The sequence below is a fragment of the Bradyrhizobium sp. AUGA SZCCT0177 genome (assembly GCF_018130125.1).
Classification (GTDB): domain Bacteria; phylum Pseudomonadota; class Alphaproteobacteria; order Rhizobiales; family Xanthobacteraceae; genus Bradyrhizobium.
Genome location: NZ_JAFCMA010000006.1, coordinates 146,515 through 171,539, shown reverse-complemented (window position 1 = coordinate 171,539; position 25,025 = coordinate 146,515). Strand labels below are relative to the sequence as shown.

The window sequence follows — 25,025 nt, the reverse complement described above, 5'->3', positions numbered from 1 at the left end:
GCCTTCCCGGCATTTGCACAACGGCCGCGCATAGCTCGTCTTGCAAACCGGTGACGGCCTTTGAATGCCGATTCCCTCGCGTTTAGCCAATGATGGCTGGTGGCTCTCTGAGCCACTCTCGGCGGCGCTGGTCTGCAATCTTTCCCTCCAGACAGGCAGCGCAACAATGGCTGAATTCTCCACGCCGGCACCCCATGCAGGCTCCATTCGGGAAAGCACTTTCCCAATCAAGCCGGCCATTGCCCTGGCCCTCGCGGCATTGGCCGACTGGCTGTTCTACGGCCAGCGAACCGGAATATCCGCTGTTATCTTCGCCATTGCACTAACCGGCGGCGCGCTGCTCGCCAATTTCACCAGGCTGAACAAAGCGAAGGTTCTAGTTGCCGGTCTCCTTGTGCTCGCCGCCCTCATCCCGGCCGTCGAGGAATTCAATGCCGCTTCACTCTTCTTCATTGTCGTGGCGCTCGGCGTTGGCCTCTCGCTAACGACAGATCGCAAACTGACCGGCGTTGGCGAACAAGCCGCCGCGCTCTGCGACCTTTATCTGGTCGGCCCGTTCAGATTGCTCCGGGACGCCATCAGCGCGTTCAATCTCCCGGCGCTGACGGCAGGTTTCACCGTGTGGTTCATTCCGGTAGTTCTCAGCGGCATCTTCGCTTTGCTGTTCGTATCGGCCAATCCGCTGCTTGAGAAATGGATCAGCCTGATGAACCCCGGCAGCGCCACCTCCTATATCAGCCTGGCACGGGTGCTGTTTTGGGCAGCCGCTTTGTCACTCGTTTGGCCCTTTATCCACGTCCGGTGGCGCCGCAAGTCCGAGGTGCCGGCCGACTTGGTCGTATCGGTAACGGAGGAGCAGGAGAAGCCAGTTCATGACGTCGACTTCTTCGGTGTGGCGACCATCCTGCGTTCGCTGATCCTGTTCAATTTGCTGTTTGCGGTTCAAACCGCCCTGGACGTGTTCTTTCTCTGGGGCAACGCGACGCTGCCGGCCGACATCAGCTACGCGGCCTATGCGCACCGGGGCGCCTATCCCCTGATCCTCACCGCGTTGCTGGCTGCCGGATTCGTACTCATCGCAATGAGACCCGGCGGCCCGGCCGAGCAATCGAAGGTGATCCGGCCGCTCGTCTATCTCTGGGTCGCGCAGAACGTCCTGCTGGTTGCGTCATCCATCCTGCGGCTCGATCTCTATGTGCAGATCTACCTGCTGACCTGGTGGCGCGTCGCAGCCTTTATCTGGATGCTGCTTGTCGCGTTCGGACTGCTGCTTATCGTTGCCCGTATCAGGCTCAATCGTTCGAACGATTGGCTGATCCGCGCGAACCTCATCACTTTGATCGCAACGCTCTATGTTTGTTCGCTGGTCAATTTTCCTGCTGTTATCGCCGACTACAATGTCGGTCATAGCCGCGAAGCCACGGGAAAGGGTGTCCCGGTCGACATCAACTATCTGTTTCATCTCGGTCCTCAGGCCTTGCCCGCCATCGACAGGGCGATTGCCCTCCGCAGCTTCGATCCAAACCTTGTTCTCCGCCGCAACTACCTTGTAGAACAGCATCTCAATGATTTGGCATCCTGGCGCGCCTGGGGTTTTCGGAGCTGGCGGCTCCAGCGTACTCTGGACGCCTCAAAGAGTTCGACCGCGAGTTGACGACGACCTTTGTCCGGAGAGACGTTTGACACACCGTATCCTCATCGTCGATGACGACCTGCATATTCGCGAAGTCATCCGGGTCGCGCTCCGGAAGGCCGGGATGACCGTCTTCGAGGCGCGGGACGGCAAGGAAGCTTTGACCCGCTTCGCCGCCGACAGGCCGGACCTCATGATTCTCGATATCGGCATGCCGGAATTCGATGGATTGGATGTCTGCCGGGAGGTCCGGAAGTCATCGGACGTTCCGATCCTGTTTCTTTCGGCACGCGACGAAGAGATCGACCGCGTGCTGGGCCTCGAGATCGGCGGTGACGATTACGTCACCAAGCCTTTCAGCCCGCGCGAGCTCGTCGCGCGGGTAAATGTCATCCTGCGCCGCACCTCCCTGCGCGGGTCGGACCCAAAGGCAAATGCGGCACTTTCCCAGGGCGGGCTGCTGGTTGATCCGGAACAGCATGTTGCGGCGTTCGCCGGTACGCCGCTTCGCCTGACCGCCATCGAATTCGGAATCCTCAGGGCTTTTCTAACCCGGCCATCGGTGGTCTTCAGCCGCGAGCAGATCATGAATGCCGCCTATCAGCTCAACATCCAGGTGTCGGACCGCACCATCGACAGCCATATTCGCAATATTCGCGCCAAGCTTGCCGCGGTGAATTGCGACAATGTCATCGAGACCATCCACGGCGTTGGCTTCAAGCTCGGCCGATGCGAGCCGCACGCATGACATCGCGGGCCGGCGAGAAATGGCGGCCGTCGGTCGGCATGATCATTTTTGCCGCGTTGGCTGCTGTGGCCGCATTGCCTCTGGTCGGACTGTTCTTCTTTCGGCTCTATGACAACCAGCTCATTCACCAGACGCAGGCCGAGCTGATTGCCCAAAGCCGGGTATTGGCCGCGGTCTATGCGCGAGACGTGGAAGCCCGCCTCAATGCCGGGGTCGTCCTCGGCGCTGAAATCCCGCCCGAAGCGCGCCCTGTTTCGGATGACAAGATGACGCCAATCCGGCCGGCACTCGACCTTGCCGCCGGCGCAGACCTGCTGAGGCGGCGGCCCGACGCACTTCCGGCCGGTGCTCCCGCATCTCAGGCCTATGTCGAGATCGGTGCCCGGCTGATGCCGATCATCCTGGAAACGCAGAAGGTCACGCTGGCGGGATTCCGGATCCTCGATCCCCGCGGCGTGGTGATCGCCGGCCGCAACGAAGTCGGCCAATCGCTGGCGCATATCGAGGAGGTGGCGACGGCGCTGCAGGGCCAGTATCGCGCCGCGTTGCGGATCAGGGTCCCCGACAAGCCCCCGCCGCCGATCTACTCGATCAGCCGCGGCGTCGGCGTTCACGTATTTTCGGCCATGCCCGTCGTCGTCAACAACCGCGTTGCCGGCGTCATCTACTTGTCGAGGACGCCGAGCAACATCTTCGACCATCTCTATCAGGAGCGCGGCAAGTTCATTCTTGCAGGCTTCGCCGTCATCTTCGCCACGGTCATCATTGGCCTGGTCTTCTCCCGCACCATCACCCGGCCGATGCGCGAACTGGTCGATCGCGCCGCCCGTATCAGCCGCGGCGACCGCGACGCCTTTCAGCCGCTGGCGCATTACGGCACCCGCGAGTTTTCCCAGCTGTCGCACAGCTTTCTCGATATGGCCGAGCAATTGTCGCGCCGATCGGATTACATCGCGACCTTCTCGTCGCATCTCACCCACGAGCTGAAGTCGCCGCTGACCTCGATCAAGGGCGCCGCAGAACTCTTGCTGGATTCACTGCAGAGCGAGACCGACAATCTCACGCGGATGGAGCAGAAGAGTTTCGTATCGAATATTCTGGGCGACACCGAGCGCCTGGAAGCGATGACGCAGCGGCTGCGCGAACTGGCGCGCGCCGAGACCACGCCGCAGAACGAGCACACCGAATTAAGCCAGGTCGTCAGTGGACTGAGGAGCCGTTTTCCCACCCGCGCGATCGACGCCACCGGCTGTCTCGAACGTTCGATCGGCATGTCCAATGAGAAGGCGCTCATCGTCCTTTCGCATCTGACCGACAACGCCATTCGTCACAACGCTGGGAATGTGCGGCTGGCAGCGGTCGATGAAGGTACCACGGTCAAGATGACCGTGAGCAACGACGGGGATCCGATATCGGAAGCCAACCGGGAGAAGATATTCGACGCGTTTTTCACCACCCGCCGCGACACCGGCGGCACCGGAATGGGACTCGCGATCGTCCAGGCCGTGATGGCGAGTCACGGCGGATCGATCCGGCTGTTGCCATCAGACAAGGACGTGGCGTTCGAACTGCAGTTTCCCGCCGCTTGATTTTGATCGCGTTTTCTTCGCCCGAGAACGCTTCAGACTCGCTCGATGATGATCGCAGGCGCCATGCCACCGGCGGCGCACATCGTCACCAGGCCACGCCTGAGGTCGCGCCGCTCCAGTTCGTCGAGAACGGTACCGATCAGGATCGAGCCGGTCGCGCCGATGGGGTGACCGAGCGCGATTGAGCCGCCATTGACGTTGACCTTGTCGCGGTCGAGCTTGAGGTCGCGAATGAATTTTTCGGCGACGACGGCGAAGGCCTCATTGATTTCGAACAGGTCGATATCATCGAGCGTGAGGCCCGCCTTGGCCAACACCTTGCGCGCCGCCGGCACCGGCGCATTCAACATCAGGGTTGGGGAGTCTCCCATGTTCGCCATCGCGACCACGCGCGCCCGCGGCTTCAGGCCATGCGCCTTGGCATAATTCGGCGAAGCCAATAAAATGGCCGCCGAGCCGTCAACGACGCCAGAGGAATTGCCGGCGTGATGCATGAAGTTGATGTCGAGATCGGGATATTTGTCGAGGATAAGATTGCGGTAGGTCGTGCCCTTGTCGTCGAGCGGATAGTCCGCGACCGCGGTAAAGGCGGGCTTCAACCCGGCAAGGCCTTCCAGCGTGGTCTGCGGACGCGGATATTCCTCGCGGTCCAGCGCAAGGCCGCCGTCCTCGCGGTGAACCGGCACGAGGCTCTTGTCGAAATGACCGCCCTTGATGGCGGCGGCCGCCCGCTTCTGGCTCTCGACGCCGAGGGCGTCGACGTCCTGACGCGAAATACCCTCCAGCGTCGCCACCGCATCGGCACAGACGCCCTGATGCGATTGCGGGTGCCGGGCGCGCAGACGAAGGTTGCCGTTGTCCATCATGAACGGCCCCTCGCCGCGGCGACCCTCCATCGACATCATCTCGGTGCCGCCGGCGATCACGAGATCCTCGGAGCCCGACATGATGGCGTTGGCCGCCATGTTGACACTGGTGATGCCGGAACCACAGAACCGGTCCAGCGTGACGCCGCTGGCGCGCACATCATAGCCGGCGTCCAGCGCCGACATCCGGCCGAGGTCGCCGCTCTGCGCTCCGCGTTGGGAACTGGTGCCCCAGATGATGTCGTCGACGTCAGCGGTATTAATCCCGGTGCGATCTGCCAGCGCACGCAACACCGTGGCGCCGAGTTGCTGCGGATGGATGCCGGCGAGCGCACCCTTGCCGGCCTTGCCAATGCCACGCGGTGTCCTGCAGGCGTCGATGATCAGCGCGTCAGCCATGGTGTTTTCCTCAGGGTTTGTTAGTTGGGCGCATTTGCCGCCGGTCAAGCCGCAAAGTCAATTCACGCCGCGCGTCTGGGGCCATGCACTTCGGGCAGAGGCGGTCCACTATAGCACTCATGCTCTCTGCTCGTCGTCCCGGCCTTGAGCCGGGACCCATACCGCGTGATGCTCATTGTTGCAGAAGGTATTTGACACTTGCGTTCTCACCGATGGGCCGCGGCGTATGGGTCCCGGCTCAAGGCCGGGACGACGGCGGTGTTTGTTGTTACACCGTCATCCAAACGCAGTTTCGCATTCTCGCGACGCATTGCGCCCGAGCTTTGCCAGAAACTTCCCGCCCTAAATACAGAGGGCGCAGGGAAGACCGGGTGCGCGCTGCACCCGCGGTCTCGTGTGCGGTTAGCACAACAAATGCTGCACACGAGCATACAGGGCAGCGGAGAACACCCGGCCTTCCCTGCGCAATGGCTTTACGGCTTATATCGTGCTCTCCCCGGAGACGAGTTCTTGGTTGACTCCGTCACCGCCGGTTCAGCTCACGCCTACCCGACAGCTTGGCACCTGCAACGGGTGCCAGGACCACACGTCCACGCCGTCGTCGAGGCGTAAACCAGCGTCCACCGCAACCCGCCCAACGTCCGTGACGACGGCCGACGCCCTTCTGAGTAGGACGGGATGGCGATATGTGTGCTCCTGATTTGCCCTTCTGTAAAAGCGAAACTTTGCCCGACGGGCTAATTTGTCGCATCTCTCACCGTCATTCCGGGGCTCGCGAAGCGAGAGCCCGGAATCCATCGAGCGACAGAGCATGCGGCCTGATGGATTCCGGGTTCGCGCTACGCGCGCCCTCAGATGCGCAATTGCGCATCGGGGAATGACGAGGCAGGAGCGTAGCGATATCCGGGATTCTTCGCAAAGTTACCCGGATATCGCTGCGCTCATCCGGGCTACGGGGCGCGCTACCGGGATCGCAGCGCCAGAATCTTCTCCGCGGCGCGCAGATGCGGCTTGTCGATCATCTTGCCGTCGATCTTGACGACGCCGGAGGCCGGATTGTCATTGAAGGCTTTGACGATCTTCTCCGACCAGGCGATCTCTTCGTCCGTCGGCAGGAAGGCGGCGTTGACGACATCGACGTGCTTGGGATGGATCACCGCCTTGGCCAGGAACCCGTCCTGACGCGCGGCGATCGATTCTTCCCGTAAGCCTTCGAGATCATTGATGTCAGTGGCAATGGTATCGATCGCGACGACGCCGGCAGCCGCGGCGCTGATCAGGCAGAGGTCGCGTGCCAGCACGAACGGTCCATGATATCGGCCGGCGGTCCGGTTGCGCGAGGCGCCGAGCGACGCCGCAAGATCCTCGGCGCCCCACATCATGCCCCACAACCGCGGGCTCATATTCTCGAAGTCGAGCAGCTTGAGCACCGCCCGCGCCGTCTCCGTCGCCACCGTCACGATCCGGGTGGTTCCGTGTTCGATGTCAGATGCAGTTTCGAACGCATCGAGATACAGGGACAGTTTATTGACGTCGGCAGCGCCGGCGCATTTCGGCAGCACGACACCGTCGGGCCGGCCCGGGATCACGGCGGCGAGATCGCCCAGCGTCATGCCGGTATCGAGCGCGTTGACGCGGATATAGATCTTCTGGCCCGGGTTCCGCGCATCGAGCATTTCGCGCACGGTCCGCCGCGCCCCGACCTTCTCGTCCGGCGCGATCGAATCCTCGAGATCGAGGATCAGCGCATCAGCCGCGGTCTTTTTGGCGTTTTCGAACTTGCGCAGGCTGTCGCCGGGAACGAACAGGAACGATCGCATCAATTCACGCCTTTGGTTTGCAATGCATCAGCCCGGTGCGGCGGCAACTCGCGACTACTTCGCCGCGCTGATTGGTCATGGTGTGCTCGAACTCGACGATCCCCTGCGTCGGCCGCGATTTGCTGGCGCGTTTGGAGATAATCTTCGTATGAGATTTCAGCGTATCGCCGTGAAACACCGGTTTAGGGAATTTGACGTCGGTCATGCCCAGATTACCGACCGTCGTGCCCAGCGTCGTATCGTAGACGCTCATGCCGATCATGATGCCGAGCGTATAGAGGCTGTTGAACAGCCGTTGGCCGAACTCGGTATTTTCGGAGAAATGCGCATCGATATGCAGCGGCTGCGGATTCATCGTCAGCAGGCTGAACATCGTATTGTCCATCTCGGTGACGGTCCGGCTGAACTCATGATGAAATTCCCGGCCGACCTCGAACTCCTCGAAATACAATCCGGCCATCAGCGCCCCTTGTAGTTTGGCGTCCGTTTCTCGACGAATGCGTTCAACCCTTCCTGACAATCTTCCGTCGTCGCCACAAGCGCAAAGCTCTCGGCCGTGTTCTCGACCGAACGACGGAAATCGGCATCGACCGCGCGCATGAAGGCATCGCGGCCGATCTTCATCACGATCGGCGACTTGGCGGCGAGCTTCCGCGCAATATCCCGGGCGCGGTCGAGCGCGGTCTCCTTCGGCACCACTTCACTCAAAAGACCCATACGGAATGCAGTCGCGGCATCAAAGGGCTCGCCCAGAAACAGCGGGCCAAACGCCTGGTGCTTTCCGACCAGCCGCGGCAGCTGCACGAAGTGGATCGCCGGGATCAATCCGACATCGATCTCCGGATAGCCGAAGGTCGAGGCATCGCCGGCGATGATCATGTCGCAGGAGATCGCAATCGTCATGCCGCCGGCCCGCACCGCGCCGTCGACCGCGGCAATGGTCGGCTTGCCCATGCGATACTGGGTATCGTTGAGCGCGAAATACAGCCGCTCGAGGAATTTCTTGGTTTCGATCCCGGGCTTGCCCCTGACGATGTCGAGATCGAGCCCGGCACAGAACACCTTGTGCAGGCTGCCGATGATGACGGCAGATACCGACGGATCGTCCTTCGCTTTCTGCAGCGCTGCCAGCAGCGCATCGATCAGCGGCATGCTCAGCGCGTTGACTGGCGGCCGGTCCAGCATGATTTCCGCGATCTTGTCCGAGACGGTGTAGCGAACGAGTTCAGCGCTCATGATGCCGCTTCCTTATTGTCTGGCCTGACGCACCGCGCCGGCTGCGATCAAATCATCGATGGTGCTGCGATCGAGTCCGGCCTCGGTCAGGACCGCAACGCTATCCTGTCCGATATCCGGCGCGGGGCAAAGTGCGTCTTCGGAAAGGCTGGCAATACCCGGCGTGCGCGGCGTGTAGACCGGGCCGACGCCGCGGGTATCCTGGCACACCGACGCGTTGGTCGCTTCGACGTGAGGATTGCGCAGCCACTCCCCGGGATTGAGGATGCGTTCGGCGATGATATCAGCCGCATGCAACCGTGACAGCCAGGCCTCGGTCGGTCGCGCCAGAAACACCTCGCGCAGCTGCGAGATCAGCGTGTCGGCCGCGTCAGCCCGGCTGGCGAAGTCCGCAAAGCGCGGATCGCTGGCGAGATCGTCACGCTCGATGGCGGCACACAGGCGCTTGTATTGCGGCTCGTTGACCAGCGTGACCATCATCCAGCCATCGCTGGTCTGATAGGAACCCGCCGGCACGTTAAGCGCCCGCGGCGCGCCGCCCTCCAGAATATGCTCGGCGACCTTGTGGCCGAGCAGCGCCGCCGTCGACTGGCAGAGATTGACGTCGATCCAGCGGCCGGTGCCGGTGGTGGCGCGCGCGAACAGCGTGGTGGCAATCGCCTGGAAGGCGTAGACACCGGTCACGACGTCGGAGACCGTGGTGCCGACCCGGTGTGGGGTCTTGTCATTGCCGACGTTGATCGACACCAGGCCGGAAAACGCTTGCGCAACGGAATCCGAGCCCGGCCGCTTTGAGTAAGGTCCGCTCTGCCCGAATGCGCTCACCGAGAGATAGATCAGGCCGGGATTGTCGCGCGAGAGTTCCTCGTAGCCAATTCCAAGCCTGGCTGCGACACCGGGACGAAAGCCTTCGATCAGGACGTCGCAGTCTTTGGCCAGTTTCCGGGCGATTGCGATCGCGTCCTTGTGCTTCAAATCGAGGCAGAGGCTGCGCTTGCCGCGGTTATAGACCGCCGACAGCGTCGTATGGTTTCCATAGGTCGTACCCAGGAAACGCGACCAATCCCCCTCCGGTGGCTCGACCTTGATGATTTCGGCACCGTAAACGCCGAGCAGCATCGCGCAATAGGGCGAGGCGATGCCCTGCCCGAAATCGAGCACCCGCAAGCCGCGATACGGCGCCTCATGCGTCGGCGATAGCGTACGCTGGATAGCCATTTATCCTCCCACAGGAGCGCAATCGGTTCTGATGAAATCAGAACCGAAGCTCTTGATTCTTTTTTTGACGCGTTTTCTTCACGCGAACCGGTATCCACTTCGCTTGAAAACGCTATGGCCGGGCCGAAAGCTACAGCGCGAGATAGCGCTGACGAATGTTTTCGTTGGCTTTCAGCTCTTCGATACCGGATGTGTAGACGATCTGGCCCTTATCGATAACCGTCGCGTGGCTCGCAAGGCCAAGGCAAAAATGCATGTTCTGCTCGGCGATCAACACCGTGGCGCCGGTGCCGCGCAGTTGTCGCAGCAATTCGCCGATCCTTTGCACGATGATCGGCGCCAGCCCCTCGCTCGGCTCGTCCAGCAGCAGCAGCGCCGGATTGCCCATCAGGGTGCGTGCGATCGCCAGCATCTGCTGTTCGCCGCCCGAGAGACGTCCCGCGATCCGGTGCCGCAAGGGCTCCAGCAGCGGAAATACATCGTAGATGCGCCGGATCGACCATTCGTCCTGGCCATCGGGGCCCTTCTTGGCGCCGATCTCCAGATTGTCTTCCACCGTATGCTCGGGGAAAATCTGGCGATCCTCCGGCACGAAGCCGAGGCCGGCGCGGGCGATGTGATGCGGCTTCAGCCCGGATACGGTCCTGCCCCGCAGGGTGACCTTGCCGCGGCGCGCCGGCGCCAGGCCCATGATCGCCTTCATCGTGGTCGACTTGCCGGCGCCGTTGCGGCCGAGCAGCGCCATGGTCTCGCCCTGCCGCACCGACAGGCCGACGCCAAACAGGATCTGACTGCTGCCGTAGAAAACGTCGAGGTCCTCGACCTGCACCACCGGCTGCGCGCTCATATCGCAGCCTCCGCGTGATGTTCGGTACCGAGATAGGCCTCGATGACGGCCTCGTTGCGGCGGACCGCATCGGGCTTGCCAGTGGCGAGAATCCGGCCGTAGCACAGCACCACGATCTCGGGCGCGATCTTGAACACGATATCCATGTCGTGCTCGATGAAGACGACCGTGATCTTCTGTTTCTCCCAGAGCTCCCTGACCTTGTCGATCATGCGCCAGCGCTCTTCGGTGCCCATGCCGGCGGTGGGCTCGTCGAGCAGCAGGACCTTGGGATCGAGCACCAGCGCCAGCGCGATATCGAGCAGCTTCTGGTCGCCATGCGACAGTGTCGCCGCCGTCCGGTTACGCTTGCTGGCAAGCCCCAGCAATTCCATCGCGTGTTCGGCGCGGTCGCGGGTTTCAGCCAGCGGAAACCGTCGATGCATAACACCGGCGCGGCGCTGATCGGCGCCGACGGCGGCCAGCATCGTTTCCTGCACCGTGAGCGAGGGAAAAATACTTGCGACCTGGAACGCGCGTCCGATGCCATGGCGCACGATCTCGGGCGGCGAGCGCCCGGCAAGATCAACGCCATTGAGCAGGATCTGGCCGGAATCCGGCTTCAGCGCCCCGGTGATCAGGTTGAAGAATGTGCTCTTGCCGGCACCATTGGGGCCGATGACAGCGGTCAACGAACCGTCAGCAAAGTCCAGCGTCACGTTGTCGGTCGCCTTGACGCCGCCGAAAGATTTCGAGAGTGCGCGAATTTCCAGCATGGCTAGCCATTCGCCTCCCGAAGTCCGCCATAGGTGCTCCACGATGTCCCGGCCAACCAGCCGCAATCGACCGGCAAATTGGCGCCCGTGATCGCGGACGCGGCATCGGAGGCGAGAAAGGCGACCACACGACCGATTTCGGAAGGATCGACCAGACGGCGCAGCGCGGCATTGGCCGTTAGCGCGGAGACATCCCGCTCGCCACGATCAATCGCGTTCTTCAGCGCCGGCGTCAGCGTATAGCCCGGAGAAACGGCATTCACCCGCACGCCGGAGGGGCCCCACTCCGCGGCGAGGCATTCGGTGATCGCAATCACGGCCGCCTTGGCCGGGGCGTAGGCATGTAACGGCATCGAGCGCATGCCGGCGATCGAGGCGATGTTGACGATGCTGCCGCGTTTGCGCGCGATCATGCGCCGGGCAAAGGCGAGACAGGCGACATAGGTGCCGCGCTGGTCGACACGAACGACGTCGTCCCAGGCCGACATCGGCAAATCGTGCGGCCGCACCGGCACCTGGATGATCCCGGCACTGTTGACGAGCACATCGACCGGCCCGCATTCGCGCTCAATCGCTTCCGCGCAGGCCTCGACGCTGGTCTCGTCCCCGACATCGACGACGTAGGCCTTGCCGCCAAATTCCGCGGCGACATCCCCTGCCTTCGCCAAATCGCGATCGACGACCATCACGAGATCGCCGCTCGCGGCCAACTCCCGCGCGCAAGCCGCGCCAATCCCGCTGGCACCGCCCGTTACCACGCTGATCCGCGCTTTCGCCGCCGGGCTCATGATGCGCGCTCCCCGGAACGCTCGCGGCGCTGCACGTACCATTCGATCACGAAATCCATCAGGCCTTTCCGCAAGCCGATGGCGAAGAACAGGATCACGATGCCGAGAACGATGCCGTGATACTCGGTCACACGGGTGACGGTATCGTTGAGGATCAGGAACAGCGCGGTGCCGACCATCGGCCCCAGGAAGGTGGTTACGCCGCCGAGCATGTTGATGAAGATGCCCTCGCCCGAAATCGTCCAATAGGCGAATTCCGGATAAGCGCCGGAGACGAACAGCGCCATGATGATGCCGCCGGTCGAGGCGAACAGCGCGGCGAGCACGAAGATCGTCAGTTTGGCGCGCCAGACGTCGATGCCGATGAAGCTCGCCCGCGTGGCGTTGTCGCGGATCATACGCAGCGTGTAGCCGAACGGCGACTGTGCGATCTGATGCATCAGGAACAATCCGATCACCAGCAGCGCGCAGCTGACAATGTACAAATGCAGATGGTTCGACAGGTCAATGCCCAAAAATGGCGGCCGGGGAATGCCGCCGCGCAATCCCTGATCGCCGCCGGTCAGCGACACCCAGGACAGGATGGTCGAATGGATCAGCATCTGGAACGCCAGTGTCACGAAGGCGAAATAGATCTCCTTCAGCCGTACGCAAATCGCACCAATGACGAGGGCGACGACAAGCGTGATCGCCAGCGTCGCGACGAAAGCCACCGGGACGGCAACACCGGTCTTCTGCATCATCAGCCCGAAGCCGTAGGCGCCAAGGCCAAAGAACATGCCGTGGCCGAACGACGTCAGGCCGGTGTAGCCGACCAGAAGGTTGAGCGACGTCGCGAACAGCCCATAGGCTGCGCAACGGATCACGAAGTCGAGCAGGAATTTACTGCTGGTGAGCATCGGCAGCAGGGCGAGCACGACAAAGACCGCAAGCGCAATCAGGGCATCCCGGTTGGGGCGCGGCTTTGCCTGGGTAACGGAATTGTCGAGCACCTTGCTCGCCTGTTCGGCCTGCAATTCGGTCACGCGACCTCCTTGCCGAACAGGCCGGTCGGGCGGGAGACCAGCACGATCACCATGAACAGGTACATCAGGCCTTCTGTAAACAGGGGAAAGCCGAGCGAACCGAACGAGCGGATCATGCCGATCAGGAGCGCGCCGATCAGTGCACCCAGGATCGAGCCCATGCCACCGATGACAGTCACGATGAAGGATTCGATCAGCACCGAAAATCCCATCCCCGGTGTCAGTGACCGCACGGGTGCCGCGAGCGCGCCGGCCAGTCCCGCCAGCATGCCGCCGAGCGCGAACACGCCGCCATAGATCAGGCCGGTGTTGATGCCGAGCGCGGACACCATGCCCGGATTATGCGCCGCGGCCCGGATCACCTTGCCGATCCGCGTGCGCGAAAGACCGAGGCCGAGAATGATCGCGGCCACCAGCGCGACGCTGATCAGCAGCAAATAATAGGGCGGCACCACGCCGCCGGCGATGAACAGCGGCGGCACCTGGAACGCCGCCGGCATGCCCATCGACTTGAATTCCGGTCCCCAGATCATCCGTACGACATCGTCAAATATCAGCACGAAGGCGTAGCAGACGAGGACCTGCATCAACACGTCGCGGCCGTAGACCCGGCTCATGAAGACGCGCTCGAAGATCAAGCCAAGCAGCGCGGTGCCGGCCGCACCGCACAGCATCGCCAGCGCAAAGCTGCCTGACAGCTGATAGGCCGTCATCGCGAAATAGGCGCCGAACATATAGAAGGCGCCGTGGCTGAAATTCACCACCTTGAGCACGCCGAAAATCAGCGTCAGCCCGACGGCGACGAGAAACAGCAACATGCCGATGATGAAGCCGCTGGTGGTTTGCGTCACCAGACAGGCGGAGCTGGCGAGACAGCCGGTGAGTGTATCGAGATCCAAGGAAAATATCCGTTACGGCGTGCCGGAAGATCGGCGCGCGAAAGAACCATGGGGCGGTGAACGGAGGCGGCCTGCGCCGCCTCCGTTTCGCAGGTAGATCAGGTGTAACCCTTGCTCTTCTTCCACTCGGCTTCGAGTTCGAGAATGGTCTTCCAGTCGCCCGGCTTGACCTCCGGCACGTAGGGCTCTTGCGGGATCGTCGTGCCCCACCCGATTGCATAGCCGATCAGGGTCTGGTCCTCGGCCCGCATCGTCACGGTGCCGTCGGCGCCGAACGGCGATTTGATCTTGAGGCCACGCAATGCCTCCGCAAGCTTCTTGCCGTCGGCGGAATTCGCCTTCTTCGAGGCCTCGGCGAGCAACATGATCGCGGTTGCGTTCTCCCACGACCAGTTGGTCGGGTACTCATTGTATTTCGCCTTGTAGGCATCGCCCCAGGCCGCGTTCTCCGCGGTCGCAGGATAGGTCTTGATGTAGCGGTTACCGGAATGAATGCCCTTGGGCAGGTTCTTCACCACGGTCAGCGCGGTGTAGTCGGCCATGTTGACGGCGAACACCTCCATCTGGGTGAACAGCGCATAGATATTGGCCTGATCGATGTAGGAGGTCAGATCACCGCCCCACAGGCAGGAATACAGCGCTTGTGGTTTGGCCTGCAGGATTTTCGTCACCACCTCGGTGTAGTCGGGCTGGAATAGCTTTGGCCAGGACTCGCTGATGATCTCGACATCAGGCGCAAAGCGCTTCAGGTACGTCACATATTCGCCCGTGGTGTCGCGGCCGTAGGCGTAGTCGGGCGAGCAGGTCGCCCATCTCTTCAGGCCCTTGGCCTTGGCGATCGCCGCCGCATAGCTGCCGCCGACGATGGAATCATGCACGCCCTGGCGCGCGGTGCGGAACGCGTTGGGAATGTGCTGCTTGGGATCGGCGGTCAGCGCCGAGGTTTCCGAATTGGTGTGAATGCAGAGCACGCCGAGATCGCGCGCGACTTCGTGCACGGCGAACGCTCCGGATGAGGCCTCGGCATCGATCAGGAGTTCGCAGCCATCGGTGTTGACCAGTTCGCGCGCCACGCGGGCGGCTTCCTGCGGCTGCCCCTTGGAATCGCGGATCACCATCTCGATCTGCCGTCCGGCGAGGCCGCCGGCGGCGTTGACCTTCTCGACTTCCAGCATCACGCCGTTGCGCGATGAGGTTCCGAGTTGCGCCACGCGGCCGGAGAGAATGGTCGGCATGCCGACCTTGATGGTCTTGGCCTGCGCCCGCGCCACCCATGGTGCCGCGAAAGTCACGGCACCGGCGCCCATCAGCGCCAGGGTTGAACGGCGGCTGATGCCCGGTTTGCGGGTTCTCGTCATTATTCCCTCCCTCTCGGGTTTGCGTTCCCAGTTTCCTGCCCAAATCCCAGCCGGGGATCGTGTTGCCCCCGTACTCACAAGATTTCAGAGCAAAGGGGGAGACGTCAAGCCAAATATGAATTACGAGTCATAATTCATCTAACGGGAGATCGGGCCGGAATCCGGCCTTTTGAGCCGAGAAATGATCAACCTTTCGAGCTTCATCGCGTTTCACGCCAGGCGGACGCCGGGCCGCTGTGCGCTGAAATACCGCGGCGAGGAGATCTACTACGCCGACTTCCACCGCCGCATCGGCCACGTGGGCGGCTGGCTGGCCTCGCGCGGCATCGGCGCCGGCGATGTCGTCGCGGTGCTGATGAAGAACAGCACCGCGTTTCTCGAACTGGTGTTTGCAACCAGCCACATCGGCGCGGTGTTTCTGCCGATCAATTATCGGCTGTCGGCCGACGAGGTCGGTTACATCGTTGGCAATTCCGGCGCGCGCATTTTAATTGCTGACGAAGAGCTGGCCGGCATCGCCGCAGGTAACGTTCCCGTGGTGCTGCTCGATGAGGCCGAGCAATCCGGCATCTCGCGGCTCGCGCCTGACATCGCCCCTGCCCCGATGCATCCAAGACAACCGCGCGACCTGATGCGGCTGATGTACACGTCGGGCACCACCGACCGCCCCAAGGGCGTGATGCTCACCTATGAGAACATCTACTGGAAGTCAGCCGACCAGACGCTGGCGCTGGGACTGAACGCGGAGACGCGGTTGCTGGTGGTCGGCCCGCTCTACCATGTCGGCGCGCTCGATCTGCCTGGTATAGCCGTGCTGTGGCATGGCGGCATGCTTTCCATCCACCGCAACTTCGAACCCGAGCAGGCGCTGGCGGCGATCGAAGCCGAAAAGCTGAACGCGGCGTGGTTCGCGCCCGTGATGACCACGGCGATCCTCACCTGCCCGACCCGCGATCGCTACGACGTCTCGAGCCTGCGATGGGCGATCGGCGGCGGCGAGAAGACACCGGAAGCGCGCATCCGCAGCTTCTCCGAATATTTTGCGAACGCCCGCTACATCGACGCCTATGGCCTGACGGAAACCTGCGGCGGCGACACCTTTATGGAGCCCGGCCTTGAGATCGAAAAGATCGGATCGACCGGCCGCGCCATCGCCCATGTCGAGATTGAGATCCGCGACGATGCGGGCAGCCGCCTGGCGCCCGGCGAAAACGGCGAAATCTGTCTGCGTGGACCGAAGGTCACCCAAGGTTACTGGAAAGATCCCGAGAAAACCGCAGCCGCTTTCTTCGGCGATTGGTTCCGCAGCGGCGACGTCGGCTATCTCGATGAAGACGGCTTCCTCTACCTCACCGACCGCAAGAAGGACATGATCATTTCAGGTGGCGAGAATATCGCGTCGTCCGAAGTCGAACGCGTGATCTATGAATTGCCGCAGGTGCGCGAATGCGCCGTCATCGGCATGCCGGACGCTCGCTGGGGCGAAAAGCCCGTCGCGATCGTGGTGCTGGGAGAAGGCGCCGCGCTGGAACTGCCTGCCCTGACCGATCATTGCCGCGCGCGGCTCGCCGGCTTCAAGGTGCCTAAGCAATTGATCATTCGCGACAGCCTGCCGCGCAATCCGTCGGGCAAGGTGCTCAAGCGCGTGCTGCGCGCCGAACTGGAGGCTTCATGACGCAGTCAACGCGAGCCAATTCCGGCAAGGTCACAAAACTCAACCGCGTCGAGCGCAACGCCTGGACCAAGCGCAAGATTTTCGATGCCGCGACCAAGATCGTCGGCAAATACGGCTATGCCGAAGCCTCCGTCGCCCGCATCACCGAGGAAGCCGGCGTCGCGCAAGGCACGTTCTACAATCATTTCGAAAACCGCCAGGAACTGCTGGATCAATTGCTGCCGAAAATCGGCATCGACATGGTGCGCTTCATCCGTGCGCGCACCGGCACGGCGCAGACCGCGCAGCAGGAAGTCGAACGCTTCAGCGCCTTCTTCGACTTCATCCGCGAGGTGCCGGAATTCCTGCGCATCCTCAACGAGGCCGAGTTCTTTGCGCCGATCGGCTACCAGAAGCATTTCGAGAACATCTCGACGGCCTATGTCCGTATCCTGAAGCGCGCGCGGCTTGCCGGCACGGTCGACAGTTACAGCGACGAGGAATTCGAGGCGATCGTCCAAATATTGATGGGCGCGCGCGGCTATCTGAGCCGGCGGTATTCCTATTCGGACGGTGCGGTCACGGCCGTGCCCGACCATGTCATCTCCGCCTACCAGAAGCTGATGACGCGCGGACTCTTCAATTCAGCCGGCAAAGGCAACGACCATGAACGCTGAGGGTATCGTTCTCGTCACCGGCGGAAGCCGCGGCATTGGCGCCGCAACCGCGACGCTTCTGGCCGAACAGGGCCAGCGTGTTGTGATCACCGACATTGCGCCGGAACCACTGGCCGGCACAAAGACGATCCTGTGGCCTGCCCCTTTCGATGTCGCCAGCGAGAGCGCCGTCGTCAGCGGCATCGCGGATATCGAGGCGGCGCACGGCCCGATCACGGGCCTCGTCAATGCGGCCGGTGTGTTCGGCAAGATGCATCCAATCGAGCGCGTGCGGATGGATCAGTGGGACCGCGAGGTCAATATCGACCTGCGCGGGACATTTCTGGTCGCGCGCAGCGTTGGCGTCAAAATGGCCGAGCGCCGGCATGGCGCCATCGTCAATGTCGCCTCGGTCGCCGGCATGACCTCCGGGCCGATCCACGCCTATACCGCCGCCAAAGCCGGCGTCATTCAGATCACGCAGACGCTTGCCGCCGAATGGGGCCGCACCGGCGTGCGCGTCAATGCCGTCTCTCCCGGGTTCACCCGCACCGCGGCGCTCGAAGCCGGCATTGCCTCCGGCGCGCTCAACAAGCGCCTGCTCGAAAACCCGACCGCGATGAACCGGCTGGTCGAGCCGATCGAGGTCGCGCAGGCGATTGCGTGGTTGCTGTCACCGATGAGCAGCGGTGTCACCGGCATCAACCTGCCGGTCGACGCCGGATACATCGCCGGCACCACCTGGGCCGCCTATGGCGGCCTGCGCGAAGCGCCTGGCACGTAACAAGGATACGAGCATGAACATCGAGATGCCCCGCAAGAAGCTCGATCTCGCATCGGCCATCGCCGAAGGCGATATCCGCGTGCTGCTGATGGTGCTGGTCCACATGACCGGCGATGAACGCTGGCTGGAGCCACCGTACAAGCCGAGGCGCGACGTTCGCCTGATCCCCGACCCCGAGGCCGGCCTGCCCCGCGAAGTGCAGGACGAAATCCGCGCTGCTGTCGTGAAGCTGTTCGCCAATGGCGAGCCCAAGCCTGTGATATCAGATCCCGGCGACGAATTGATGCTGAAGATGATGCGCGCGACGCTCGGCGAAAACGTCACGCCGGAGTATGCGCCGCTGATGCGCGAGGAAATGGGCTTTATCCCCCGCGACATCAGCTGGACCAAACCTCCGGCCGACGACAAACTGGCGCAGCAGCATGTGCTGATTGTCGGCGCCGGCGTCTGCGCAATCGCGCTTGGCGTCGCGCTGGGCCGCCTCGGCATTCCCTACACCATCGTCGAGAAGAACGCCGAACTCGGCGGTACCTGGTATGTCAATCGCTACCCCGGTTGCGGCGTCGATACGCCGAACCACTCCTACTCCTTCTCGTTCGGCGCCCGTAATCCATGGACGCGTTACTTCGCCCAGCGCCAGGAACTGCTCGACTATCTCAAGAAGGTCGCGCTCGAATACGACATTCGACAGCACCTCCGCCTCAACACCGAACTGACATCTGCGCGCTGGGATGAGAGCAAGCGGCGCTGGATTTCGACGCTCAAGACGGCAAATGGCGAAGAGATCGTTGAATCGACGACCCTTGTCAGCGCGATCGGTCAGCTCAACGACCCCTCGCCCGCGCATTTCAAGGGCGAAGAAAATTTCAAAGGGCAGACCCTGCATTCCGCATTGTGGTCGGACAACATCAAGCTCGACGGCAAGCATGTCGCTGTCATCGGCACCGGCGCCACCGCGATGCAGCTGGCGCCGGCGATCGCGGGCCAGGTGGCATCGCTGACCGTCTATCAACGGACCGCGCAATGGGCACGACCGGTCGCGGGCTATTCCGACCCGATCAGCGACGGTGCGCAATGGCTGCTCGCCCATCTGCCCTTCTATGTGCAGTGGTACCGCTTCAACATGTTCTGGCGCTACGGCGACGGCCTGCTGCCGTTCCTGCGCAAGGATCCGAACTGGCCGCATCCCGAGCGCGCCGTAAACAAGGGCAACGACCGCCACCGCGAGGAGTTGACGGATTTTATCCTGTCCGAACTCAAGGACCGTCCCGACCTGATTGAAAAATGCGTGCCGACTTATCCGCCTTACGGCAAGCGCATCCTGCTGGACAACAACTGGTTCAAGACGCTGACAAAACCGAATGTCGAACTGGTCACCGACAGCATCGACCATTTCACAGCTGACGGCATTGTCGCGTCAGACGGTAAATCGCGGCCGGCCGACATCATCGTGATCTCGACCGGCTTCAAGGTCACCGAGATGGCGGCGCGCCTCAACATCACCGGCCGTGACGGCAAGGACCTCAGGCAGGCCTGGGCCAACGATAACCCGACAGCCTATCTCGGGCTCACCGTGCCTGACTTCCCGAACTTCTTCGTCATGCTCGGCCCGAACTCCGGGCCCGCGCATGGCGGCAGCGTGATCTTTCAGTCGGAGTGCCAGAGCCGCTACATCAGTGCCTGCCTGGTCGAGATGATCGAGCGCGACATCGCCGCGATTGATGTTCGCCGGGACGCGCACGATCAATACATCGAGAAAGTCGATGCCGAGCATGAGCAGTTGATCTGGTCTCATCCGGGCATGACCACCTACTATCGCAACGGCCAGGGCCGGGTGTTCTCAGCGATGCCGTGGCGGTTCGTCGATTACTGGGCGATGACTCATGATCCGGATTTCAACCAGTATCGGCAGACCAAAGCATGAGTTCATCGCTTCAAAATGGCGCTCAAGAGCGGAACCCTCTTCCATCCGGCGGGCGTACGCACGGGAACCCAAGTGCGATTTTTCTCAGCATAAACTTGACACCTGACGATATCTGCCGCAGCATTTCAAACGCTGCACCTGTCGGCGTAGCGGAGCCTTCGGCTCCCTGCCTCGCGGGAATGGCGACCGATCATGTGATCGACCTGCAAGCAGCGGATGCGGACGTAAGTTCGTAGGGCCCACTCTTGGAGAGGAGCATGACGCCACCGGCTAAGCCAGTGACCTTGCTCAACCGCAAGGTCTCGACGCAAATTGGGTGAACAGCAGCTGCTAGCCCCGTTGCGCCGCCTAAAAATTCAAACATATGCGCAAGATCGGAGCGCAAAGGCCAAGCGCTTTTCGATTTTGAAGATGCACTGGTGTCTACCAGAAAACCCTTCGCCTATAACGAAGATGTAGGGCCCCGCGCTGCTTGAATGCACCGGGGCCCATTCGTTTGGCTCTCATTCGTTTGACTCCATGACAGCTTTCCGGCGATCGACGAGATCTCCTTAGATTGCTTCCGTCATTTGGATCGGAAACAATTACCCGATCGTGACAGGAAGCGGCGATGACAAAACCTCGCATACGAATCTATACCGACTACAAGAGCCCCTACGCGTTTGTCGCGAACAAGCGGCTGTTCGAACTCGAGGACGAATACGGCGTCGAGCTCGAATGGCTGCCCTATACGCTACGCGTCGCCGAGTTCATGGGCACGGTGGAAGAGCGTACACCGCATTTCTGGCGCAAGGTGCGTTACGCCTATATGGACGCGCGGCGCTATGCCAACGCGCAGGGCCTCACCATGAAGGGCCCGCGGCGCATCTATGATGCCTTCTATGCCAGCGCGGGCATGTTGTTCGCGCAGCGTCATGGCCTGTTTCGTTCCTACCACGACACGGTGTTCCGGCGCTTCTGGAGCCATGATCTCGAAATCGACGAACTGTCGGATATTGCCGGCGTGATTGCATCGCTTGGCGGTTCGGCCGAGGAATTCAAAGCCTATGTCCACGGTCCGGCTCGGGCCGAACATGACCGCATCATCGACGAGGCAGAGGATCTCGGCGTATTCGGCGTGCCGACCATGGTCTTCAACGGCGAATTGTTCTGGGGCGGCGACCGCATTGACCTGTTGATCGAGCGCATCAAGAACCCTGACTCGATTGCGGCCGCGCTGGGCAGCCGGCACCGGAAGTAATCGCGCACTGTTCCCGTTTTCAATCTGATTACCAGGTTTGGCTAACCTGTCTGGTGGTTGAAACGCCGGAACCGGGGCATGTTCAGAGAAAGCCTCCCGATTGCCTATGACGCGCCTGCCGACCTGAAAAAGTGGCCCTCGCTCAGGAATGAGCGGGTCACCAGCAAGACGCCGTATCTCGTTTACAACGGAACATTGGCTGATTGCATCCGGCAATTGATGGCGAAGCCCATCAAGCAGATCTCGCTCTACGACATCGTGACCGAACGTCAGCCGGCATTCGACGGCAATGTGCTGTCGCCCGGTGACGCCGCCGAAATCGCGATGCGCAAGGATTTCCCGAAGGATTGAGCTTCTCAGGAAATCAACTCGCTTCTCGTCATGGCCGGGCTTGTCCCGGCCATCCACGTCTTCCTTGCTGTCAAACTGAAAAGACGTGGATGCCCGGGACAAGCCCGGGCATGACGACTTTCGCGGTAATCAGGCTCTCAAGAAGCCATTAAATGAGACCAGCATCCGGTGCGCTCCAGCACCGGTCGTAATGCGGCGCGATCTACCGCATCCAAGGCTGCGAATTTTTCGCAAAGCTGTTGCAGGCACTTCACCTGATATTTGAACGGTGCCAGCGCATAGGGCAGACCCCAGACGTTGATCTCCAGCCGGTCGAGGCCTTTCGCAAAGGCTTCCGCGTTTGCGACCAGGAACGGCAAATAGAGTTCGCCCGTAATTCTCAAGAGCTCCTCAGCCATTCCGCCGAGTGCCTGCGCGCGCGGATACCATTCGCCCTCGACGCCCGAAGCGTCGTCCAGGCGCCGTACCCAGTGATCCGTGAACGGCGCCTTCTCACGCATGATCCGCATCGGCGTAGGGTCCGTTGCCATCTCGCTGAGCTGGCCGAACCAGGCACAGTCGGCGAGCGACGGCCGGCTGCCGAACAGATAGCTGGTCATGCCGACATGCGGCTCGAACGCCGCAAGCATTCGCAAGTAACTTTCCTCGAGCAGCGGCTTGTTCTCCGCGGTCGCACCGAGAATAACCATCCGTGAAATCTGCCGCTGGCGGAATTGCTCGATCTCCGCATGGCTGCCGGTCGCAGCCTCCGACACCGACCACTCTTCGCCGGCCCAGCGTGAGACATAGGCCTGATCCTCCGGATCCCACCATCGATACAGAAACAACGGCTTGACCGCCCATTCGTCGGCGAGATCTTCCAGCAGGTCGCACACGAATGCGACCGCCTTGTCGTCGGGGATGACGGATCGCGCCTGATGACGCCGCTCCAGGTCGTAAGCCAATGTCGTGCTGTCACCACGAAACGTGCCGTCGGGATATTGCAGCACCGGGATCAGGTTCGGCCGCAGATGTTCGGTCGCCTTCCGGAGCGCCTTGGTCATGATGACCCAGTCGAAAGGAATCCTGCGATAGCGCATCAGTGCGCGCAGCTTGATGGCGTAAGGCGACGCGGTCGATCCGATCAGCCGATAGCGGCCTTCAGTCATGGTACTCCCTCGATCGTCCCAAATCTGAAACGCCGGCCACGCTTGCCCTGATACTGGCATCGAAGCGGGTTTGCGCCAACCGGTGCATTCGGATTTCGCCCGTCAGCCCTGCAATAATCCGGCATGGCTTGCCTTGCGGCGCAGCGAATTCTGCAGCTATCCTCCATACCAAATGATCGGGCCCCGCTTGGCCCAATGAATCCCGCCTAGTGGAGAAACGCCATGAATCCCCCAGTCAGTTCGCCTGCCATCAAGGTCGTGAGATCAGTTCGCGAGCAGGTCAGTGCGGAGGAATGGCAGGCACGAGTGGATCTGGCGGCCTGCTACCGCCTCACGGCGCTGTATGGCATGACCGAAATGATCGCCAATCATATCTCCTGCCGGGTGCCGGGAACGACAGATCAGTTCCTGATCAATCCTTACGGGATGCTCTACGAAGAGATCGACGCATCGTGCCTGATCAAGGTCGACGTCGACGGCAACACGCTGCTCAACGCGACCGACTACAACGTCAATCTCGCCGGCTTCGTCATTCACAGCGCCATTCACATGGCCAAGCACGACATGGATTGCGTCGCGCATACGCACACGCCGGCCGGCATGGCGGTCTCGGCGATGGAATGCGGGCTGCTTCCGCTGGCCCAGACCTCGATGCGGTTCCTGCATGTCGCTTACCACGATTTTGAAGGCATCGCCGACGACGTCGACGAGCGTGCGCGGCTGGTCAGGGACCTTGGCGACCACGAAGCCATGATCCTGCGCAACCACGGGCTGCTCGTCGTCGGTAGAACCGTGCCATCGGCGTTCAACGTGCTGTGGCGCCTGGAACGCGCCTGCCAGGTGCAGATCATGGCACTGTCCTGCAACACCAAATTGATTTATCCGTCGCAAAGCATTCTCGAAGCGACCTACGACAAGATGCGGCCGCGGGTTGACCGGCCGGCCCGAAATGGCGACCTCGCCTGGCCCGCTTATCTACGTAAACTCGATCGCATCGATCCGTCCTATCGGAATTGAGGTTCCGTCCTGCCCGTTGACGCACTTCGCACGAAGTTTGGGCGGCGCTTGCCTGTAATTTGATCGTACATACCGTCGCTAAATCGCGGATGCTGGTCGTCGATGAGGCGATAGGTGCGTCCCGATGAAGACGTTCATTCGAGTGGTTGAACTGTGGGTACCGGACCGGACCCGCACGCGTCTGGAATTCGGCGGTAGTCTTTGCAGCGAGGAGTATTCGGAGTTCAAGGCGGTCAGCGAAAATGCGCTGTTTGCCTACGATGAAGGGTTGCCCGGCAAGGCCTGGGCCTCCGGCCATCCGGTCATTCTCACCAAATTTGCCAACTCCTACTTCAAGCGCACCGACGAGGCGATCGAAGCCGGGTTGACCTGTGGCGTGGCGCTGCCGGTGTTCGCCGGCGAATTCCTGATGGCTGTCATGGTGCTGTTCTGCGGTGACGACGAGAAGCACGTCGGCGCCATCGAACTCTGGCACAATGATGCCGGCGTCAGCCACGAAATGGGGCTTGTCGACGGCTATTACGGCACGGCCGACATGTTCGAGTTCAACTCGCGGCACACCAAGTTTCCGCGGGGCTTTGGCCTGCCCGGGCGGACCTGGAAAGCCGGCATGCCGCTGATCATCAAGGACCTGCACAATTCCAAGCGCTTCCTGCGCTGGGAAGAAGCTTCCGAAATCGGCATCAATTGCGGTGTCGGCATTCCCTACACGACGTCACCTGAAAAAACCTGGGTGATGACGTTCCTGTCGGCGCAGGCGACCCCGATCGCCAAGCGTTTTGAAATCTGGGTACCGAATCCATCACGATCGGCACTGGTCTTTCATTCCGGCGATTGCAGCAAGAATATCGAGCTTGAATCGATTTACGCGTCAAAGAGCATCGGCAAGGGCGAAGGCAGCATCGGTGGGGCCTGGGCGACGGGCATGCCCGCGATTAACGAGCATCTGAAGGTCGATGAGTCAGTGGCATCACAGGCAGCGCGTGCGGCCGGGATGAATCAGATCGTCGTGCTGCCGGTGATCGAGAGCGCCCAGCTCAAGGCCGTGCTCGCCTGGTATCTCTGAACGA

23 protein-coding genes are annotated in these 25,025 nt (G+C 61.7%); 11 read left to right on the top strand and 12 right to left on the bottom strand.

Annotated elements, in window-relative coordinates; genetic code table 11:
- Window positions 1-64: 64 nt before the first annotated feature.
- From JQ597_RS09370 to JQ597_RS09360, 3 genes are read left to right on the top strand one after another with little or no spacing between them, the layout of a single operon-like run.
- A complete protein-coding gene (locus tag JQ597_RS09370; RefSeq protein WP_249147650.1) occupies window positions 65-1,654 on the top strand; it encodes a DUF4153 domain-containing protein in 1,590 nt (529 codons plus the stop codon).
- A 25-nt stretch (window positions 1,655-1,679) separates the two neighbouring features.
- Window positions 1,680-2,381, top strand: a complete 702-nt coding sequence (locus JQ597_RS09365; RefSeq protein ID WP_212263903.1) for a response regulator transcription factor — start codon at window positions 1,680-1,682, stop codon at window positions 2,379-2,381.
- Window positions 2,378-3,970 (top strand): ATP-binding protein, encoded by a 1,593-nt coding sequence (locus JQ597_RS09360; protein ID WP_212263902.1) that lies wholly within the window; start codon window positions 2,378-2,380, stop codon window positions 3,968-3,970. The genes JQ597_RS09365 and JQ597_RS09360 overlap by 4 nt, the downstream gene beginning before the upstream one ends.
- Window positions 3,971-4,002: 32 nt before the next feature.
- Here the strand turns inward: JQ597_RS09360 and JQ597_RS09355 are convergent, their stop codons facing one another.
- The 11 genes from JQ597_RS09355 to JQ597_RS09305 all read right to left on the bottom strand — a co-directional run bounded on the left by JQ597_RS09355 (window position 4,003) and on the right by JQ597_RS09305 (window position 15,181).
- The gene (locus tag JQ597_RS09355) at window positions 4,003-5,235 is read right to left on the bottom strand and encodes an acetyl-CoA C-acetyltransferase (RefSeq protein ID WP_212263901.1); all 1,233 of its coding nucleotides are present in this window, start codon (window positions 5,233-5,235) and stop codon (window positions 4,003-4,005) included.
- A 962-nt stretch (window positions 5,236-6,197) separates the two neighbouring features.
- Window positions 6,198-7,055, bottom strand: coding sequence for an HpcH/HpaI aldolase/citrate lyase family protein (locus JQ597_RS09350; protein ID WP_212263900.1), 858 nt, complete (start codon window positions 7,053-7,055; stop codon window positions 6,198-6,200).
- 4 nt (window positions 7,056-7,059) lie between these two features.
- Window positions 7,060-7,515, bottom strand: coding sequence for a MaoC family dehydratase (locus JQ597_RS09345; RefSeq protein ID WP_211998688.1), 456 nt, complete (start codon window positions 7,513-7,515; stop codon window positions 7,060-7,062).
- The gene (locus JQ597_RS09340; protein ID WP_212263899.1) at window positions 7,515-8,291 is read right to left on the bottom strand and encodes an enoyl-CoA hydratase/isomerase family protein; all 777 of its coding nucleotides are present in this window, start codon (window positions 8,289-8,291) and stop codon (window positions 7,515-7,517) included. The genes JQ597_RS09345 and JQ597_RS09340 overlap by 1 nt, the downstream gene beginning before the upstream one ends.
- Window positions 8,292-8,303: 12 nt before the next feature.
- On the bottom strand, window positions 8,304-9,509 hold the full coding sequence (locus JQ597_RS09335) for a CaiB/BaiF CoA transferase family protein (RefSeq protein ID WP_212263898.1): 1,206 nt from the start codon (window positions 9,507-9,509) through the stop codon (window positions 8,304-8,306).
- Between the two features lie 130 nt (window positions 9,510-9,639).
- On the bottom strand, window positions 9,640-10,356 hold the full coding sequence (locus JQ597_RS09330; protein ID WP_211998685.1) for an ABC transporter ATP-binding protein: 717 nt from the start codon (window positions 10,354-10,356) through the stop codon (window positions 9,640-9,642).
- Complete coding sequence (locus JQ597_RS09325; protein ID WP_192738686.1) at window positions 10,353-11,111, bottom strand: ABC transporter ATP-binding protein; 759 nt, start codon at window positions 11,109-11,111, stop codon at window positions 10,353-10,355. The genes JQ597_RS09330 and JQ597_RS09325 overlap by 4 nt, the downstream gene beginning before the upstream one ends.
- Before the next feature lie 2 nt (window positions 11,112-11,113).
- Window positions 11,114-11,899 (bottom strand): SDR family NAD(P)-dependent oxidoreductase, encoded by a 786-nt coding sequence (locus tag JQ597_RS09320; protein WP_212263897.1) that lies wholly within the window; start codon window positions 11,897-11,899, stop codon window positions 11,114-11,116.
- Window positions 11,896-12,924, bottom strand: coding sequence for a branched-chain amino acid ABC transporter permease (locus JQ597_RS09315; protein WP_502754352.1), 1,029 nt, complete (start codon window positions 12,922-12,924; stop codon window positions 11,896-11,898). Before JQ597_RS09315 ends, JQ597_RS09320 begins: the two co-directional genes overlap by 4 nt.
- Complete coding sequence (locus JQ597_RS09310) at window positions 12,921-13,823, bottom strand: branched-chain amino acid ABC transporter permease (protein WP_212263896.1); 903 nt, start codon at window positions 13,821-13,823, stop codon at window positions 12,921-12,923. The genes JQ597_RS09315 and JQ597_RS09310 overlap by 4 nt, the downstream gene beginning before the upstream one ends.
- A 98-nt stretch (window positions 13,824-13,921) precedes the next feature.
- Window positions 13,922-15,181, bottom strand: a complete 1,260-nt coding sequence (locus tag JQ597_RS09305) for an ABC transporter substrate-binding protein (RefSeq protein WP_212263895.1) — start codon at window positions 15,179-15,181, stop codon at window positions 13,922-13,924.
- Between the two features lie 181 nt (window positions 15,182-15,362).
- Between JQ597_RS09305 and JQ597_RS09300 the strand changes: the two genes are divergently transcribed.
- The 6 genes from JQ597_RS09300 to JQ597_RS09275 all read left to right on the top strand — a co-directional run bounded on the left by JQ597_RS09300 (window position 15,363) and on the right by JQ597_RS09275 (window position 21,790).
- On the top strand, window positions 15,363-16,856 hold the full coding sequence (locus tag JQ597_RS09300) for an AMP-binding protein (protein WP_212263894.1): 1,494 nt from the start codon (window positions 15,363-15,365) through the stop codon (window positions 16,854-16,856).
- Window positions 16,853-17,512, top strand: a complete 660-nt coding sequence (locus tag JQ597_RS09295) for a TetR/AcrR family transcriptional regulator (RefSeq protein ID WP_212263893.1) — start codon at window positions 16,853-16,855, stop codon at window positions 17,510-17,512. The genes JQ597_RS09300 and JQ597_RS09295 overlap by 4 nt, the downstream gene beginning before the upstream one ends.
- Window positions 17,502-18,275, top strand: a complete 774-nt coding sequence (locus tag JQ597_RS09290) for an SDR family NAD(P)-dependent oxidoreductase (RefSeq protein ID WP_212263892.1) — start codon at window positions 17,502-17,504, stop codon at window positions 18,273-18,275. The genes JQ597_RS09295 and JQ597_RS09290 overlap by 11 nt, the downstream gene beginning before the upstream one ends.
- 13 nt (window positions 18,276-18,288) lie before the next feature.
- On the top strand, window positions 18,289-20,199 hold the full coding sequence (locus tag JQ597_RS09285) for a flavin-containing monooxygenase (RefSeq protein WP_212263891.1): 1,911 nt from the start codon (window positions 18,289-18,291) through the stop codon (window positions 20,197-20,199).
- Window positions 20,200-20,809: 610 nt separating this feature from the next.
- Complete coding sequence (locus JQ597_RS09280; RefSeq protein WP_212263890.1) at window positions 20,810-21,439, top strand: 2-hydroxychromene-2-carboxylate isomerase; 630 nt, start codon at window positions 20,810-20,812, stop codon at window positions 21,437-21,439.
- Window positions 21,440-21,517: 78 nt separating this feature from the next.
- Window positions 21,518-21,790 carry a hypothetical protein gene (locus tag JQ597_RS09275; protein WP_192738695.1) on the top strand — a complete coding sequence of 91 codons (273 nt, stop codon included), beginning with the start codon at window positions 21,518-21,520 and terminating at the stop codon, window positions 21,788-21,790.
- 137 nt (window positions 21,791-21,927) lie between these two features.
- On the opposite strand, the gene JQ597_RS09270 is transcribed toward JQ597_RS09275, so the two are convergent.
- A complete protein-coding gene (locus JQ597_RS09270) occupies window positions 21,928-22,938 on the bottom strand; it encodes a glutathione S-transferase N-terminal domain-containing protein (protein WP_212263889.1) in 1,011 nt (336 codons plus the stop codon).
- Between the two features lie 222 nt (window positions 22,939-23,160).
- Between JQ597_RS09270 and JQ597_RS09265 the strand changes: the two genes are divergently transcribed.
- Window positions 23,161-23,955, top strand: coding sequence for a class II aldolase/adducin family protein (locus JQ597_RS09265; protein WP_212263888.1), 795 nt, complete (start codon window positions 23,161-23,163; stop codon window positions 23,953-23,955).
- Window positions 23,956-24,079: 124 nt separating this feature from the next.
- Window positions 24,080-25,021 (top strand): GAF domain-containing protein, encoded by a 942-nt coding sequence (locus JQ597_RS09260; protein ID WP_212263887.1) that lies wholly within the window; start codon window positions 24,080-24,082, stop codon window positions 25,019-25,021.
- Window positions 25,022-25,025: the final 4 nt, after the last annotated feature.

Excerpts from the sequence above, each read along its gene's own strand:
- JQ597_RS09335 (WP_212263898.1), bottom strand. The coding sequence starts at position 9,509 with ATGGCTATCCAGCGTACGCTATCGCCGACGCATGAGGCGCCGTATCGC.
- JQ597_RS09265 (WP_212263888.1), top strand. The coding sequence starts at position 23,161 with ATGAATCCCCCAGTCAGTTCGCCTGCCATCAAGGTCGTGAGATCAGTT.
- JQ597_RS09285 (WP_212263891.1), top strand. The coding sequence starts at position 18,289 with ATGAACATCGAGATGCCCCGCAAGAAGCTCGATCTCGCATCGGCCATC.
- JQ597_RS09325 (WP_192738686.1), bottom strand. The coding sequence starts at position 11,111 with ATGCTGGAAATTCGCGCACTCTCGAAATCTTTCGGCGGCGTCAAGGCG.
- JQ597_RS09280 (WP_212263890.1), top strand. The coding sequence starts at position 20,810 with ATGACAAAACCTCGCATACGAATCTATACCGACTACAAGAGCCCCTAC.
- JQ597_RS09290 (WP_212263892.1), top strand. The coding sequence starts at position 17,502 with ATGAACGCTGAGGGTATCGTTCTCGTCACCGGCGGAAGCCGCGGCATT.
- JQ597_RS09305 (WP_212263895.1), bottom strand. The coding sequence starts at position 15,181 with ATGACGAGAACCCGCAAACCGGGCATCAGCCGCCGTTCAACCCTGGCG.
- JQ597_RS09270 (WP_212263889.1), bottom strand. The coding sequence starts at position 22,938 with ATGACTGAAGGCCGCTATCGGCTGATCGGATCGACCGCGTCGCCTTAC.
- JQ597_RS09295 (WP_212263893.1), top strand. The coding sequence starts at position 16,853 with ATGACGCAGTCAACGCGAGCCAATTCCGGCAAGGTCACAAAACTCAAC.
- JQ597_RS09320 (WP_212263897.1), bottom strand. The coding sequence starts at position 11,899 with ATGAGCCCGGCGGCGAAAGCGCGGATCAGCGTGGTAACGGGCGGTGCC.
- JQ597_RS09300 (WP_212263894.1), top strand. The coding sequence starts at position 15,363 with ATGATCAACCTTTCGAGCTTCATCGCGTTTCACGCCAGGCGGACGCCG.
- JQ597_RS09350 (WP_212263900.1), bottom strand. The coding sequence starts at position 7,055 with ATGCGATCGTTCCTGTTCGTTCCCGGCGACAGCCTGCGCAAGTTCGAA.
- JQ597_RS09370 (WP_249147650.1), top strand. The coding sequence starts at position 65 with ATGCCGATTCCCTCGCGTTTAGCCAATGATGGCTGGTGGCTCTCTGAG.
- JQ597_RS09275 (WP_192738695.1), top strand. The coding sequence starts at position 21,518 with ATGTTCAGAGAAAGCCTCCCGATTGCCTATGACGCGCCTGCCGACCTG.
- JQ597_RS09260 (WP_212263887.1), top strand. The coding sequence starts at position 24,080 with ATGAAGACGTTCATTCGAGTGGTTGAACTGTGGGTACCGGACCGGACC.
- JQ597_RS09340 (WP_212263899.1), bottom strand. The coding sequence starts at position 8,291 with ATGAGCGCTGAACTCGTTCGCTACACCGTCTCGGACAAGATCGCGGAA.
- JQ597_RS09345 (WP_211998688.1), bottom strand. The coding sequence starts at position 7,515 with ATGGCCGGATTGTATTTCGAGGAGTTCGAGGTCGGCCGGGAATTTCAT.
- JQ597_RS09355 (WP_212263901.1), bottom strand. The coding sequence starts at position 5,235 with ATGGCTGACGCGCTGATCATCGACGCCTGCAGGACACCGCGTGGCATT.
- JQ597_RS09360 (WP_212263902.1), top strand. The coding sequence starts at position 2,378 with ATGACATCGCGGGCCGGCGAGAAATGGCGGCCGTCGGTCGGCATGATC.
- JQ597_RS09330 (WP_211998685.1), bottom strand. The coding sequence starts at position 10,356 with ATGAGCGCGCAGCCGGTGGTGCAGGTCGAGGACCTCGACGTTTTCTAC.